The 14,097-nt window shown below is 63.6% G+C and carries 14 protein-coding genes; 9 read left to right on the forward strand and 5 right to left on the reverse strand.

Translation table 11 applies throughout. The features are described 5' to 3' along the window. Positions 1 to 119 precede the first annotated feature (119 nt). Positions 120 to 1,451 (forward strand): Hsp70 family protein, encoded by a 1,332-nt coding sequence (locus IVB42_RS34395; RefSeq protein WP_018458577.1) that lies wholly within the window; start codon positions 120 to 122, stop codon positions 1,449 to 1,451. A gap of 39 nt (positions 1,452 to 1,490) precedes the next feature. On the opposite strand, the gene IVB42_RS34400 is transcribed toward IVB42_RS34395, so the two are convergent. Then, positions 1,491 to 1,934 carry an SRPBCC family protein gene (locus IVB42_RS34400; RefSeq protein ID WP_026233614.1) on the reverse strand — a complete coding sequence of 148 codons (444 nt, stop codon included), beginning with the start codon at positions 1,932 to 1,934 and terminating at the stop codon, positions 1,491 to 1,493. Positions 1,935 to 2,332: 398 nt separating this feature from the next. Between IVB42_RS34400 and IVB42_RS34405 the strand changes: the two genes are divergently transcribed. The 3 genes from IVB42_RS34405 (at position 2,333) to IVB42_RS34415 (ending at position 3,161) form a co-directional block, all read left to right on the forward strand. Beyond that, positions 2,333 to 2,542 (forward strand): cold-shock protein, encoded by a 210-nt coding sequence (locus IVB42_RS34405; protein ID WP_007593324.1) that lies wholly within the window; start codon positions 2,333 to 2,335, stop codon positions 2,540 to 2,542. Between the two features lie 97 nt (positions 2,543 to 2,639). Beyond that, positions 2,640 to 2,882, forward strand: coding sequence for a hypothetical protein (locus IVB42_RS34410; RefSeq protein WP_026233615.1), 243 nt, complete (start codon positions 2,640 to 2,642; stop codon positions 2,880 to 2,882). A gap of 54 nt (positions 2,883 to 2,936) precedes the next feature. Beyond that, the gene (locus IVB42_RS34415; protein WP_026233616.1) at positions 2,937 to 3,161 is read left to right on the forward strand and encodes a hypothetical protein; all 225 of its coding nucleotides are present in this window, start codon (positions 2,937 to 2,939) and stop codon (positions 3,159 to 3,161) included. Positions 3,162 to 3,225: 64 nt separating this feature from the next. Here IVB42_RS34415 and IVB42_RS34420 read toward each other — a convergent pair whose 3' ends face one another. The 4 genes from IVB42_RS34420 to IVB42_RS34435 all read right to left on the reverse strand — a co-directional run bounded on the left by IVB42_RS34420 (position 3,226) and on the right by IVB42_RS34435 (position 7,628). Next, positions 3,226 to 3,408 (reverse strand): hypothetical protein, encoded by a 183-nt coding sequence (locus tag IVB42_RS34420; protein WP_007608360.1) that lies wholly within the window; start codon positions 3,406 to 3,408, stop codon positions 3,226 to 3,228. A gap of 373 nt (positions 3,409 to 3,781) precedes the next feature. Beyond that, entirely contained in the window at positions 3,782 to 5,059 is a 1,278-nt protein-coding gene (gene frc / locus IVB42_RS34425) for a formyl-CoA transferase (RefSeq protein ID WP_018458582.1), read from the reverse strand. A gap of 64 nt (positions 5,060 to 5,123) precedes the next feature. Continuing rightward, entirely contained in the window at positions 5,124 to 6,857 is a 1,734-nt protein-coding gene (gene oxc, locus IVB42_RS34430) for an oxalyl-CoA decarboxylase (RefSeq protein WP_007608367.1), read from the reverse strand. Positions 6,858 to 6,935: 78 nt separating this feature from the next. Next, on the reverse strand, positions 6,936 to 7,628 hold the full coding sequence (locus tag IVB42_RS34435) for a GntR family transcriptional regulator (protein WP_162496371.1): 693 nt from the start codon (positions 7,626 to 7,628) through the stop codon (positions 6,936 to 6,938). Positions 7,629 to 7,976: 348 nt separating this feature from the next. Between IVB42_RS34435 and IVB42_RS34440 the strand changes: the two genes are divergently transcribed. The 5 genes from IVB42_RS34440 (at position 7,977) to IVB42_RS34460 (ending at position 14,063) form a co-directional block, all read left to right on the forward strand. After that, the gene (locus tag IVB42_RS34440) at positions 7,977 to 10,106 is read left to right on the forward strand and encodes an acetate--CoA ligase family protein (protein WP_018458584.1); all 2,130 of its coding nucleotides are present in this window, start codon (positions 7,977 to 7,979) and stop codon (positions 10,104 to 10,106) included. 61 nt (positions 10,107 to 10,167) lie between these two features. Continuing rightward, positions 10,168 to 11,010, forward strand: coding sequence for an IclR family transcriptional regulator (locus tag IVB42_RS34445; protein ID WP_018458585.1), 843 nt, complete (start codon positions 10,168 to 10,170; stop codon positions 11,008 to 11,010). Positions 11,011 to 11,113: 103 nt separating this feature from the next. Then, the gene (locus IVB42_RS34450) at positions 11,114 to 12,082 is read left to right on the forward strand and encodes a tripartite tricarboxylate transporter substrate binding protein (protein WP_247393911.1); all 969 of its coding nucleotides are present in this window, start codon (positions 11,114 to 11,116) and stop codon (positions 12,080 to 12,082) included. Then, the gene (locus IVB42_RS34455) at positions 12,079 to 12,564 is read left to right on the forward strand and encodes a tripartite tricarboxylate transporter TctB family protein (protein WP_247393909.1); all 486 of its coding nucleotides are present in this window, start codon (positions 12,079 to 12,081) and stop codon (positions 12,562 to 12,564) included. The genes IVB42_RS34450 and IVB42_RS34455 overlap by 4 nt, the downstream gene beginning before the upstream one ends. Then, the gene (locus tag IVB42_RS34460) at positions 12,564 to 14,063 is read left to right on the forward strand and encodes a tripartite tricarboxylate transporter permease (RefSeq protein ID WP_247393907.1); all 1,500 of its coding nucleotides are present in this window, start codon (positions 12,564 to 12,566) and stop codon (positions 14,061 to 14,063) included. The genes IVB42_RS34455 and IVB42_RS34460 overlap by 1 nt, the downstream gene beginning before the upstream one ends. Positions 14,064 to 14,097: the final 34 nt, after the last annotated feature.

Here is a 14,097-nt window from a genome sequence, read left to right on the forward strand (position 1 = left end):
ATGCCCAAAGCCGGCCGAAACTGAACCATTTGACCGTCGATATCCAAAAACGGAGCCTTGGCAGCGGCACATGAAGCCGTTAGTGGTCTGCCCCCTCCAATCATCTGTCAGAGTGGTTCATGTCGAGCGCCTCGCCCGCCGTCTCGATCGGCATCGATTTTGGGACCAGCAACACGGTCGTGGCCCTTGCGGCGGACGATCGCCGGGTCGAGGCCATCCGCTTCGACCATGGTGAGCAGCGCCACAGCGTCTTCGTGTCAGCGCTGTGCTTCTGGGAGGACCGGCCGGGAGCCGGCGCCCAGGCTGAAGGCGGCCCGTGGGCGATCGAGCAGTTCCTGGAAGGACGCCATGTCTACCGCTTCCTCCAGTCGTTCAAGACCTTTGCCGCAAGCTCCAGCTTCAACACCACCCAGGTGTTCCGGCAGCGCTACAAGTTCGAGGATATTTTGGCGGCGTTCCTGCGGACGCTGGCGCGGCATGGCGGCGATAAATTCGGCTTCGAGACGTCCACCATTACAGTCGGTCGCCCCGTCCGCTTCGCCGGGGGCAATCCCGACGAAGCGCTGGCGATGCAGCGCTACCGGGCCGCGTTCGAGCGCCTCGGCGCCGGCCACGCCCGCTATGTCTACGAACCCGTGGGCGCGGCGTTCTCCTTCGCCCGCCGGCTGGAGCGCGATGCGACCGTGCTGGTCGCGGATTTCGGTGGCGGCACCAGCGATTTCTCGGTGATGCGGTTCTCGCGTGCCGGCGGCGCCTTGCGCGCCGAGCCGCTCGGCCATGCCGGCATCGGGATTGCGGGCGACACCTTCGACTACCGTATCGTCGATCACGTCGTCTCGCCGCGGCTGGGCAAGGGCTCGAGCTTCCGCTCGTTCGACAAGGTGCTGCCGATCCCCACCGGCCACTACACTAATCTCGCGCGCTGGCATCAGCTCGCGATGATGAAGAGCAACGGCGACCTGCGCGAACTCCGGGAGCTTGCGCGCACCGCGGTGAAGCCGGCTCTGCTCGAGGATTTCATCACCATCGTCGATCTCGACCTCGGCTTTGCGCTGTACCGCGCGGTGTCCGACGCCAAGGTCGCGCTGTCGGCCCAGGATCAGGTGGAGTTCCGCTTCAAAGGAGGCGGGGTCGATATCGGCTCGACTATCACGCGGAAGAATTTCGAAGCCTGGATTGCCGACGACATCGCGAGGCTCGGGGCCACCGTCGACAAGGTGCTGGGCGAAGCCGGCATCACCGCGCGCGAGGTCGAGAAGGTGTTTTTGACCGGCGGCACGTCTTTCGTGCCGGCCGTTCGAAAACTGTTCGCCGAGCGGTTCGGCAACGAACGGCTGATGTCGGGCGATCAGTTCGAGTCGATTGCGTACGGCCTTGCTTTGATCGGACACAGCCCGGACCCGGACCGCTGGACCGCAAGCGGCGGGCTCCAGTCGAGGGCGGGCGCGTAGCCTACGGTCACGCGGCCGCCCCTAAGTCGCGTCCGATCGCTATTGCTTGATCTCAGGCTCGACGAGCTTCGCCAGATTGCGCAGCGATTCCTGCCAGCCGAGATAACAAGCCTCCGGCGGGATGACGTCGGGGATGCCGGCCTGCGTGATATCCAGCTCGGTGCCTACGGATACTTTCTTCAGGATCACGGTGACCTGGATCTCTCCCGGCAGATTGGGGTCGTCGAACCTGTCGGTGTAACGGAGACGTTCGCCGGGGACGAGCTCGAGATATTCGCCGCCGAAGGCGTGGCTGTTGCCCGTCGTGAAGTTACGGAACGACATCTTGAACGTGCCCCTGACCTTCGGCTCGAAATGATGGACGGTGCAGGTGAAGCCATTCGGCGGAAGCCATTTTGCCAACGCATCCGCCTCCAGGAAGGCGCGATAGACTTTCTCCGGGCTGGTCGTGAGAACGCGGTGCAGGCGGACAGTGCTGGGCATGATCATTCTTCCTCATGAATCGCCGGGCTCGACGTGGGCGTCTACTGCCCGTTCATGTCCAGATGACGAAGGAGATGCTGCCGATCCGACGCGGCGTCTCGATTTTTTTTGATGGATCCACGCATGGGGCGCTCGGCAGCCTTCGAGAGCAGCTCGCCGGGGGGCGAAAGATGAGCGCTGAATAGCGCGCGTCCTGCACCTACCGCCGGGCTCCCGAGCCGTTAAATTCCGTCAAGCCTTGCAAATGGCGAGGATGAGGTATACGTTGAGGCTGTTCGTTCAGCCGCTGTGCCTTGTTGAATGCGCCCGCGGGCTCCTTTTCCATAGACATCGACGAATAGAATTTGTTCTGCGTGACGATCACGCGGAACCTGCGCGTATGCGCTTTGGAGAAGAAAATGACGACAGGTACTGTAAAGTGGTTTAACGGCCAGAAGGGCTTTGGATTCATTCAGCCGAACGACGGCGGCAACGATGTGTTCGTTCACATCAGCGCGGTCGAGCGGGCTGGTCTTGCAGGTCTCGCTGAAGGCCAAAAGGTCAACTTCGAACTCAAGACCGACAAGATGCGGGGCAAGGTCAGCGCTGAGAATCTCTCGCTGGCCTAAGCCTTGGTGCCGTTTCACGGATGTACTGAAACGGCCATGCCACCCGCTCGATCCCAGGATTGAGCGGGTTTTTGTCCGTTGCAGAGCAGGGTGAATAATGAGCGCCAAGAGACCGGCCGAACCGTCACCCGAAAGCATCGCGCGTTCTAACCGTCAGCGTTTGGCCGCTGAGGAAGGCGCGCGGGCGATGGTGGACGTTGGAAAGCAAGCCGTCGATGTTCGCAAGAACATGGCGCGGCTTCGAGAGCTGCGCCAGGCCAAGGAAGCGGCAGACGCCGCCCTTCAGGCGTCGCTGCCGCCGCCCGTCCCGACGAAGCGCAAGAAGAAGGTGACGCCATAACTGGCTTCCATTGCGCCGAGGACAATTTGGAGAGGGCCGATCACATGCCAAAGAGTGCGGGTCGTGCCTAGAATAAAGTCGGATGGCGGTGGCACCATCACCTTCTTTCTCGCGCTTGGCGCGGGACGACAGATGTGCCGTCTTGCGACGACGTTCCTGACGCAGAAGCAGGCTTTCAGTTATCTTCGCAAGAACCGGACCGAGTTCGAGCGCATGGCGCGGGCGCAGCTCGCTTCTGGTGCAGTCGAAGACGGAATCGTCGTGCTCTCGATGCTGTAGACCAGGCGGATTTCGGCGCCCCGCCTTTAGCGGAATTCGCGGTCGGAGTCTGGGATCGTCGTGCCTATTCGGAGCCGCTTCCCGGCTTCGCCTCCCGGGCCAATCGCTCCGCTTTCAGCCGTTCGCGATTCTCGTTGAAGGAGTTCTGGTCCTTCGCATAGTCATTGATCGGCTTCTGCGTTGTCGCAGGCTTGAACGCCTTGTTGGCTTCACGCTTGGCGCGATCAGAGGATTGATCTTTCGACATTTAAGCCCTCAATTTGATCAACGAGCGTGGTCCTGGCGAGTGCCGGACGCGACGCCACCCGTGCCCGAACTGAAAGGCCGACTTGCCATCCTCGGAAGCGAAGGCGACCAGTTCTTCAGCGTGGGGCAGGGTCTTTGCGAGGCGTACTGCACTCGCCGTGGAGATGGCATGCTGGCATTTCCGGCATGCTCGCATTTCCGGGAGCACACCGGTCGAGGGAGCAACGGCCGGCCACCGCATCTGTTCCTCGCGAACCAATCTTTAATCCAGCCTTGGCGGCGCGGCAAGCGCGCCGATCGTGCGATGCAGCCTTTGCGCGCCAACAAAAAGGCCGCCGAAGCCGGCGGCCTTTCGCGTCGTGAGATAAGCCCGCTTATTCGGCGGCCTGCTTCTGCGGCGGATCGAGCGCGCCGGACTTGTGGATATCGGCGACCTGATGGTCCGAGAAGCCCAGCACGGTGCGCAGGATCTCGTCGGTGTGCTCGCCGAGCAGCGGGGATCGCTCCACCTCGCTCGGGGAGTCCGACAGCTTGATCGGGTTGCCGACGGAGATGTACTTGCCGCGGGTGGGGTGGTCGACCTCGACCACGGTGCCGGTCGCGCGCAGCGACTGGTCCTCGGCGATCTCCTTCATCGACAGGATCGGGCCGCAGGGAATGTCGTCCTTGTTGAGGATTTCCATCGCCTCGAACTTCGTCTTCGTCATCGTCCATTGTTCGATGCGGCCGAAGATCTCATTCAGGCGCGGCAGGCGGACGGCCGGCTTGGCGTAGTTCGGATCGGTCTTCCAGGAGGGCTCACCGATCACGTCGCAGATCTTCTCCCAGACCGGGGCCTGGGTGATGAAGTAGATATAGGCGTTGGGATCGGTCTCCCAGCCCTTGCACTTCAGGATGCGGCCGGGCTGGCCGCCGCCGGAATCGTTGCCGGCACGCGGCACGGCATCGCCGAACGGAATGCCTTCGCCGAACTGGCTGTATTCCTTGAGCGGACCATGGGCGAGGCGCTGCTGGTCGCGCAGCTTGACGCGCGCGAGATTGAGCACGCCGTCCTGCATCGCGGCGGTGACGCGCTGGCCCTTGCCGGAATGGGTGCGCTGATAGAGTGCGGTGACGATGCCGAGCGCCAGATGCAGACCGGTGCCGCTGTCGCCGATCTGCGCGCCGGTCACGAGGGGCAAGCCGTCGCGGAAGCCGGTGGTGGAGGCGGCGCCGCCGGTGCACTGGGCGACGTTCTCATAAACCTTGCAGTCCTCGTATGGTCCGGGACCAAAGCCCTTAATAGAGGCGACGATCATCTTCGGGTTGATCGCCTGGATCTTCTCCCAGGGGAAGCCCATGCGGTCGAGCACGCCGGGGCCGAAATTCTCGACCAACACGTCGCACTTCTTGATGAGCTCGGTGAGGACTTCCTTGCCCTTGGGGTTCTTGGTGTCGAGCGTGATCGAGCGCTTGTTGTGGTTGAGCATGGTGAAATACAGGCTGTCCACATTCGGGATGTCCTGCAGCTGGCCGCGGGTGATGTCACCCACGCCCGGGCGCTCCACCTTGATCACGTCGGCGCCGAACCATGCGAGCAACTGCGTGCAGGTCGGCCCGGACTGGACGTGGGTGAAGTCGAGAATGCGAACGCCCTCGAGCGCTTTTGTCATCGTGTTGCTCCGTACTCTGATCTACCCCTGCACCCGCAGGGACCTTGTGGGTTGACGGGGATGCTTACTTCTTCTTCTGCAGAACGCTCTGCGGATTGAGGTTGCCGATGCGGCCGCTCTCGGAACCGGCGGCCGGATCGATCACGGCGTTGATGAGCGTCGGCTTGCCCGAAGCCATGGCCTCGTTGACGGCGCGCTTGAGCTCGTCCGGTGAGGTGGCATTGACGCCGACGCCGCCGAAGGCTTCCATCATCTTGTCGTAGCGGGCGCCCTTGACGAACACCGTCGTCGCCGGATCGGCGTTGGCGCCGTTGACGTCGGTGCCGCGATAGATGCCGTCATTGTTGAAGATGACGACGCAGATCGGCAAATTGTAGCGGCAGATGGTCTCGACCTCCATGCCGGAGAAGCCGAAGGCCGAGTCGCCTTCGACCGCGAGCACGGGATGGCCGGTCTCGAGAGCAGCCGCGATCGCCTGGCCCATGCCAATGCCCATCACGCCCCAGGTGCCGACGTCGAGACGCTTGCGTGGGCGATACATGTCGATGACGCCGCGGGCGAGGTCGAGCGTGTTGGCGCCCTCGTTGACGAGGATCGCCTCGGGATGATCCTTGATGACGTTTTTCAGCACGCCGAGCGCGCCGTGATAGTCCATCGGCGATTTGTTGTTCATGAGCTTCGGCGCCATCTTGGCGACGTTCTCTTCGCGCTTGGTCGAAATCGCCTTGGTCCATTCGGCAGGCGGGGCGGTCCAGCCCGAAGCCATCGCCTGGTTGAAGGCGGAGACGACCGAGCCGATGTCGCCGACGACGGGCGCGACGATCTCGACGTTGGAGTCCATCTCGCGCGGTTCGATGTCGACCTGGATGAACTTCTTGGGCGCTTCGCCCCAGTTCTTGCCCTTGCCGTGCGAGAGCAGCCAGTTCAGCCGGGCGCCGATCAGCAGGACGACGTCGGATTCCTTCAGCACCGTCGAGCGGGCAGCGCCTGCGCACTGCGGATGGGTGTCTGAGAGGAGACCCTTGGCCATGCTCATCGGCAGGAAGGGGATACCGCTCTTCTCGACGAAGGTTTTGATCTCCTCGTCGGCCTGCGCGTAGGCCGCGCCCTTGCCGAGGATGATGAGAGGGCGCTTTGCGCTCTTCAAAACATCAAGCGCGCGCTTGATCGAAGCGGGCGAGGGGATCTGCGCGGGAGCCGCGTCGATTACCTTGACCAGCGACTTCTGGCCGGCATCGGCGTTCATCACCTGGCCGAACAGCTTTGCCGGCAGGTCGAGATAGACGCCGCCCGGACGGCCGGAGACGGCGGCACGGATGGCACGGGCAAGACCAATGCCGATGTCCTGGGCGTGCAGCACACGGTAGGCTGCCTTGCACAGCGGCTTGGCGATCGCGAGCTGGTCCATCTCTTCATAGTCGCCCTGCTGGAGGTCGACGATCTCGCGCTCGGAGGAGCCCGAGATCAGGATCATCGGGTAGCAGTTGGTGGTGGCGTGGGCGAGCGCGGTGAGACCGTTGAGGAAGCCGGGCGCGGAGACGGTGAGGCAGATGCCGGGCTTCTTGGTGAGGTAGCCGGCGATGCCCGCCGCATAACCGGCGTTCTGCTCGTGGCGGAACGAAATCATGCGAATACCGGCCGCCTGCGCCATGCGGCCCAAATCCGTGATCGGGATGCCCGGCACATTATAGATGGTGTTGATGCCGTTCAGCTTGAGCGCGTCAATGACGAGATGAAAACCATCCGTCAATTCCTGCTCGGTGCCCGGTGCTTCGGACTTGGTCGCGGTATTCAGCATGGGCCTTGTCTCCCTGGTCTCAAGATGCCGTTTCAGGCTTTTGGGGGCGATGCCTCGCCCTTTGGTGAACGTTGCCGGCTAGAAGAGTTCCTGACCATGCGCTTCGACGTAAGCGGCAAGGCCAAGGGTGTGATCGCGGGCGCGCTTCTCGGCGAGCTCGGTATCGCGCGCCTCCAGGGCTTCGATCATGCCGAGATGCTCGGGAAGCGACGTCGCGGTGCGGTCCTTGCGTCCGATGGTCAATTGCCGATAGCCACGCACATGCAGCAGCAAGTCGTTGGTGAGATCGACCAGCACCGGTGATTCCGACAGCGAGATCAGCGCCTGGTGGAAGGCGATGTTGGCGCGCGAATATTCCTCGACGTGATCCTCGGGCAGGCGATCCTTGCCAAATTCCTTGAAGTAGTCGCGCAGCGCCGTGATGTCTTTCTTGCGCGCTGTGGCGGTGATGAGGCGAGCCGCCATGCTCTCCAGCGCCGCCCAGGCGCGGATCATGTCGACGATCTCGCTCTTGGTCCTTCGGACCACCATGATGCCGCGGCGAGGAACCGTCTTCACGAAACCGTCTTGCTCTAGCATCGCGATGGCTTCGCGGATCGGCGTGCGGCTCACGCCGAGGCGCTCGGACAACGCGCGCTCGTCGAGCATGACGGGTTCGGGCGTCGAGTAGATGTCCATCTTGAGGATGGCTTCCTTCAAGGCGTCATACGCCTTGTTCTTGAAGCTCGACTCCGGGGCAATACGAACGATTGCGATATCTGCCTCGGCCATGTTCGGCAACGCCTTGGTTGGTTTCCGCAGTGACACGACGAATCTCCTCCAGTGGGAGTCGTCTTTTACAGGATTATTAACGGGAAAGTTTTTGGCATACCAAATACCAGAATGTCAAGCTGCCTATTTTTTGCAGCGTTCTAAGGTGCGCTGCAGCTTGACAAGTTGGCTTCTGGCATACCAAATGCCATCGCCAGCCATTTTTGATCCAAGCCGGCGGAGTAATCTCGGCTTTATGCCACTCCGTTCCGCGACATGGAACAGAGCGCGGCGAATGGAAAGCATCACGGGCAGCCGCAACGCGCGCGCGCTTTGAGAACGCAAGAACCAAGGTCAAGGGAGAGCCACATGTCCAATTCCAAAGATGCCGTCCGCAAGGTGCTTGACCAGGTCAAGGCGGACAAGCGCACCAGCCTGACCGCGCCGGAAGGCAAGCTGGTCTGCGACGCCTACGGCATTGCGGTGCCGAAGGAGGGTGTGGCGAAGTCGGCCGGCGAGGCCGGCAAAATGGCCGCCTCGATGGGGTTTCCGGTGGTGATGAAGATCGTCTCGCCGGACATTCTCCACAAGACCGAAGCCGGCGGTGTCATCGTCGGCCTCAAGACGGCCGAAGACGCCGAGAAGGCCTACGAGACGATTCTCTCCAACGCCAGGAAGTACAAGTCCGATGCCAAGATCGAGGGTGTCCAGGTGCAGCAGATGCTGGCCGGCGGCACCGAAGTGATCGTGGGGTCGATCACCGACGCCTCGTTCGGCAAGCTGGTTGCCTTCGGCCTCGGCGGCGTGCTGGTCGAAGTTCTGAAGGACATAACCTTCCGCCTCGCGCCCGCGACCAAGCAAGATGCGCTGTCGATGCTCGACGGCATCCAGGCGCATGAGATTTTGAAGGGCGTTCGCGGTGGCGAGCCGGTGAACCGCACCGCGCTTGCGGATGTCATCGTCAAGGTCTCGCAGCTCGTCACGGATTTCCCCGAGATCGTCGAGCTCGATCTCAACCCGGTGTTCGCGACGGCCAAGGACGCCATCGCGGCCGACGTCCGCATCGTCGTCGACTTCGCTTACGTGCCCAAGCCGAAGCCGCGCCCGACCGAAGAGATCGTCGCGGCCATGAGCCGCATCATGCAGCCGAAGGCGGTTGCAGTGGTCGGCGCTTCAGCCGAAGACGGCAAGATCGGAAATTCCGTGATGAAGAACCTCATCAACGGCGGCTACAAGGGCGACATCTACCCGATTCATCCCAAGGCCGCCGAGATCCTCGGCTACAAGGCGTATAAGAGCGTCAAGGACGTGCCCGGCGTGATCGACACCGCGGTGTTCGCAATTCCCGCGAAGTTCGTGGCCGCGGCGCTCACCGAATGCGGCGAGAAGAAAATTCCCGGCGCGGTTCTGATTCCGTCGGGCTTCGCGGAAGCCGGCGCGCCGGAGCTCCAGGCCGAGATCGTCGAAGTCGGCAAGAAGTACGACATCCGCCTGATGGGACCGAACATCTACGGCTTCTATTATACGCCTGCCAACCTCTGCGCGACCTTCTGCACCGCCTATGATGTCAAGGGCCACGCGGCACTGTCTTCGCAATCGGGCGGCATCGGCATGGCCATCATCGGCTTCTCCCGTTCGGCCAAGATGGGCGTGTCGGCGATCGTCGGCCTCGGCAACAAGTCCGACATCGACGAGGACGATCTGCTCGCCTTCTTCGAGCAGGATCCGAACACGAACCTGATCGCGCAGCACTGCGAAGACCTCAAGGACGGCCGCGCCTTTGCGGAAGCCGCAAAACGCGTCTCCAAGAAAAAACCGGTCATCGTGCTCAAGGCCGGCCGCACCTCCGCCGGTGCCAAGGCGGCCTCGTCGCACACCGGCGCGCTCGCCGGCAACGACAAGATCTACGAGGATGTCCTGGCCCAGTCCGGCGTGATCCGCGCCCGTAGCTTGCGGCAGCTGCTCGAATTCGCGCGCGGCGTGCCGGTGCTGCCGACGCCGAAGGGCGAGAACGTGCTGATCATTACCGGTGCAGGCGGTTCGGGCGTGCTGTTGTCGGACTCCTGCGTCGACAACGGCTTGTCGCTGATGTCGATGCCGCCGGATCTGGATGCGGCCTTCCGCAAGTTCATCCCGCCGTTTGGCGCGGCCGGAAATCCCGTGGACATCACCGGCGGTGAGCCGCCGATCACCTACGTCAACACCGTAAAACTCGGCCTGACGGACGAGCGCATCCACTCGCTGATCCTCGGCTACTGGCACACCATCGTCACGCCGCCGATGGTGTTCGCCCGCAACATGGTCGAGGTGAAGAAGGAGATGGAGGCCAAGGGCTTCGTGAAGCCGATCGTCGCCTCGCTCGCCGGCGACGTCGAGGTTGAGGAAGCCGCCGAATATCTCTACCAGAACGGCATTCCGGCCTATGCCTACTCGACCGAACTGCCGGTCGAGGTCCTCGGTGCCAAGTACAAATGGGCGCGCGGAGCAGGGCTGCTCTGAGCCGACGATGCCGCTTCACCTCTCCCCGCGCGCGGGGAGAGGTGAGAACAGTCAGGTCGCGATGGGCAGGAACGTGATCCGGCGCAAATCGATCGAGCCCCGATCGCCATCGGCGGCCGATCACGACGCGCGCGACGGCGGCGTGCAGTCCGTCGATCGCGCGCTGTCGATCCTCGAGACATTGTCCGAAGACGACGAAGGCTATCGCCTCAGCGATCTCGCCGTCCGCACCGGGCTCTCGGCCTCGACCGTGCATCGCCTGCTGGCGACGCTGGAAAGCCGCCGCTTCGTGCAGTTCGACCGCGCCGAATCCAAATGGCATGTCGGCGTGCGCAGCTTCACGGTGGGCGCGAGCTTTGCGCGGCGGCGCAATTTCAGTGCCCAGGCCATTCCTTACTTGCGCAAGCTGCGTGATCTTACCCGCGAGACCGCCAATCTCGCCGTGGTCGACGACGAGTTCATCATCGTGCTGACCCGGATGGAGAGCCGCGAGATCATGCGCTCGCTGACCCAAGTCGGCGGCCGCGTTCCGATGGTGACCTCCGGCGTCGGCAAGGCGGTGCTCGCGACCTATTCCGACGAGGACGTCGGCGCCGTCATCCGCCATCACGGCATGCCACGCCTGACCGAGAAGTCGATCGTGCGGCCGAGCGACCTGTTCAAGGAGCTCGAAAAGATCCGCAAGCAAGGCTACGCGCTGGATGATGAAGAGGCCTGCATGGGCCTGCGCTGCGTTGCAGCGGTGGTCTACAACGCCTGCGCCGAGCCGCTTGCTGCGATTTCGGTGTCCGGCATGACCAGCCGGCTGACCGATCAGCGGTTACCGGAAATCGGGCAAATCGTCCGTGATGTTGCCGCCGAACTGACGGCAGCGCTCGGCGGGGCAATTCCGACGCCCCGCTAATCGGAAACCGGGGGTATGTCACTGGACAGTGTCGGCCGTTTTGGCTGATATGCGACCAAACGACACGATGCGGCAAACGTCCGCATGAGCCCGGAGACGTCCCATGTTTCAACTTCCCGCGCGCCTCGTCGGCGCAGCCGTCGCGCTGACCCTTGCGGCAGCCACGCCGGCCTTTGCCCAGCAGCTCGAGCTCAAGCTGATGGCACCGGCGGCGCCGGGCGGTGGTTGGGACCAGACCGCGCGCTCGATGCAGCAGGCGCTGGTCGCTGCCGGCGTCGCACGCAGCGTGCAGGTCACCAACGTTCCCGGCGCAGGCGGCAGTGTCGGCATCGCGCAGTTCGTCAACGGCGCCAAGGGCGACGGCAACCAGCTGATGGTCAACGGCTTCGTCATGGTGGGCGCGCTCGCCATGAACAAATCACCCGTCACGCTCGAGCAGGTGACGCCGATCGCGCGCCTCACCGAGGAAATCCAGGTGATCGTGGTGCCGGCGAATTCTCCGATCAAGACCGCGCAGGATCTGGCCGCAGCGGTGAAGGCCGACATCGCCAAAGTGACCTTCGCCGGGGGCTCGGCCGGTGGCGTCGATCATGTGATGGCAGCATTGTTCGCCGGCGCCGTTGGCGCCGACGCGAAGAAGATCAACTACATCCCGTTTTCGGGCGGCGGCGAGTCGCTCGCCGCCATTCTCGGCGCGAAGGTCACTGCCGGCATTTCCGGCCTCAGCGAATATGATGGGCAGATCAAGTCGGGCAAGCTGCGCGCGATCGGCGTGACCTCGGAGAAGCGCATTCCAGGCAGCGACATCCCGACCTTCAAGGAGCAGGGCATCGACCTCGTGATCGCCAACTGGCGCTCGGTGGTCGCGCCTCCCGGAATCACGCCGGAGCAGCGCAAGACGCTGAGCGACGCGGTCGAGAAGATGGTGAAGTCGGACGCCTGGAAAGACATCCTCAAGCAGAAGGGCTGGGAGGATGCCTATCTCAGCGGTGACGCCTTCGCCGATTTCCTGAAGAAAGAAACGGTGCGTGTGACGGACGTGCTGAGATCAGTCGGCCTGGTCAAGTCATGAGCTCAGGCGATCCCGTCCAGCCACCGCGGCGCGTCGATCGCGCCGGCGTCGTCATCGCCGCGCTGCTCGCAGGTCTTGCCGCGGTGCTGGTCTGGGATGCGCACGGCCTGCAATCGACCGCGATGTACGGGATGGGGCCGGAAGCCATGCCGGTCGTGATCGCCTCCGGCCTCGCGCTGCTCGCGATCGGCAATCTCGTTGACGCGCTGCGCGGCGGTCTGCCAGCGCGCGAGAGCGCAGATCCCGTGCCTGTGGTCTTGATCCTCGCCGGCCTTGCGCTGCTGATTGCCATCATCGGCTTCGGCGGCGGGTTCATCCTGGCGACGTCGGCGCTGTTCGTCACGACCTCGGCGGCATTTGGGCGCCGGGCTGTCCTCGTCGATTCCGCCATCGCCCTCGTGATGTCGACCCTCATTTACCTCGCGTTCGACCGCCTGTTGACGTTGAGTCTTCCAGCCGGCCCCCTGGAGCGACTGCTGTGATGGAAACTTTCGCGGCGCTGGCCCACGGCATGGCGGTCGCCGTCCAGCCGATGAATCTCCTCTACGCCCTGATCGGCGTGTTCCTTGGCACGGCCGTGGGCGTGCTGCCCGGCATCGGCCCGGCGTTGACGGTCGCGCTGCTGCTGCCGGTGACGTACAAGCTCGATCCCGGCGGTTCGCTGATCATGTTTGCCGGCATCTATTACGGCGGCATGTATGGCGGATCGACTACGGCCATCTTGATCAACACGCCCGGCGAGAGCGCCTCGATGGCGACGGCGCTCGAAGGCAACAAGATGGCCAAGGCCGGCCGCGGCGGACCGGCGCTCGCGACCTCCGCGATCGGCTCCTTCGTCGCGGGCACCATTGCCACCATCGGGCTTGCCTTTCTCGCGCCGTGGTTGGTCGATTTCGCCGTGCGCTTTGGTCCGGAGGATTATTTCGCGCTGATGTGCGTCGCCTTCGTCACGGTGTCGGCGACCTTCGGCGATTCCCCGATCCGCGGCCTGACCAGCCTGTTTATTGGTCTGACATTAGGTCTCGTCGGTATAGACAAGCTGACCGGTCAGGCGCGGCTTGCGTTCGGGGTGCCCGAGCTGCTCGACGGCGTCGAGGTGACGACGCTCGCGGTCGGCCTGTTCGCGGTGGGCGAGGCGCTCTACGTCGCATCGCGCCGCCACCACACCGAAGAGAAGCTCGAGCCGGTGCGCGGCTCGCTGTGGATGACCAAGGAAGACTGGAAGCGATCGTGGAAGCCGTGGCTGCGCGGCACCATGTTCGGCTTCCCGATCGGTGCGCTGCCTGCCGGCGGCGCGGAGATCCCGACTTTCCTGTCCTATTCCTGCGAGAAGCGACTGACCAAATACCCCGAAGAATTCGGCAAGGGCGCGATCGAAGGTGTCGCAGGACCGGAGGCCGCCAACAACGCTTCGGCTGCCGGCACGCTGGTGCCGCTCTTGACGCTGGGATTGCCGACCTCGGCGACGGCCGCGATGATGCTGGCGGGCTTCCAGCAATACGGCCTCAACCCGGGGCCGCTGCTGTTCGCCGAGCGGCCCGACCTCGTGTGGGGCCTGATCGCGAGCCTGTTCATCGCCAATTGCATGCTGCTGGTGCTCAATCTGCCGCTGATTGGCCTGTGGGTGCGGCTGCTGGCGATCCCGCAGCCGTGGCTCTATGCCGGCATCCTCGTGTTCGCGACCATGGGCACCATCGCCGCAAAGCCGTCGGTGGTCGAACTGTCGATGCTGGCCGGCTTCGGCGTGCTCGGCTTTCTGATGCGGCGGTTCGATTTTCCGATCGCGCCCGTCGTGGTCGGCCTGATCCTCGGCCCGATCGCCGAGAGCCAGCTGCGTCGCGCGCTCGCGATCAGTCTCGGCGATCCCATGACGTTGCTCCAGAGCCCGATCTCGGCGACGCTGCTTGCGCTGGCGTTCATCGCGCTGCTGGCACCCTTCGTGCTGAAAGGGATGGGACGCTTCAAGGCGAACGAGGACTAGCCATTCCGCCGCGAGTGTCTTCTAATGTTACGTT

The sequence above is a fragment of the Bradyrhizobium sp. 45 genome, assembly GCF_023073155.1.
Classification (GTDB): domain Bacteria; phylum Pseudomonadota; class Alphaproteobacteria; order Rhizobiales; family Xanthobacteraceae; genus Bradyrhizobium; species Bradyrhizobium canariense_D.

Excerpts from the sequence above, each read along its gene's own strand:
- IVB42_RS34395 (WP_018458577.1), top strand. The coding sequence starts at position 120 with ATGTCGAGCGCCTCGCCCGCCGTCTCGATCGGCATCGATTTTGGGACC.
- IVB42_RS34400 (WP_026233614.1), bottom strand. The coding sequence starts at position 1,934 with ATGCCCAGCACTGTCCGCCTGCACCGCGTTCTCACGACCAGCCCGGAG.
- IVB42_RS34405 (WP_007593324.1), top strand. The coding sequence starts at position 2,333 with ATGACGACAGGTACTGTAAAGTGGTTTAACGGCCAGAAGGGCTTTGGA.
- IVB42_RS34410 (WP_026233615.1), top strand. The coding sequence starts at position 2,640 with ATGAGCGCCAAGAGACCGGCCGAACCGTCACCCGAAAGCATCGCGCGT.
- IVB42_RS34420 (WP_007608360.1), bottom strand. The coding sequence starts at position 3,408 with ATGTCGAAAGATCAATCCTCTGATCGCGCCAAGCGTGAAGCCAACAAG.
- frc (WP_018458582.1), bottom strand. The coding sequence starts at position 5,059 with ATGACAAAAGCGCTCGAGGGCGTTCGCATTCTCGACTTCACCCACGTC.
- oxc (WP_007608367.1), bottom strand. The coding sequence starts at position 6,857 with ATGCTGAATACCGCGACCAAGTCCGAAGCACCGGGCACCGAGCAGGAA.
- IVB42_RS34435 (WP_162496371.1), bottom strand. The coding sequence starts at position 7,628 with ATGGCCGAGGCAGATATCGCAATCGTTCGTATTGCCCCGGAGTCGAGC.
- IVB42_RS34440 (WP_018458584.1), top strand. The coding sequence starts at position 7,977 with ATGTCCAATTCCAAAGATGCCGTCCGCAAGGTGCTTGACCAGGTCAAG.
- IVB42_RS34445 (WP_018458585.1), top strand. The coding sequence starts at position 10,168 with ATGGGCAGGAACGTGATCCGGCGCAAATCGATCGAGCCCCGATCGCCA.
- IVB42_RS34450 (WP_247393911.1), top strand. The coding sequence starts at position 11,114 with ATGTTTCAACTTCCCGCGCGCCTCGTCGGCGCAGCCGTCGCGCTGACC.
- IVB42_RS34455 (WP_247393909.1), top strand. The coding sequence starts at position 12,079 with ATGAGCTCAGGCGATCCCGTCCAGCCACCGCGGCGCGTCGATCGCGCC.
- IVB42_RS34460 (WP_247393907.1), top strand. The coding sequence starts at position 12,564 with ATGGAAACTTTCGCGGCGCTGGCCCACGGCATGGCGGTCGCCGTCCAG.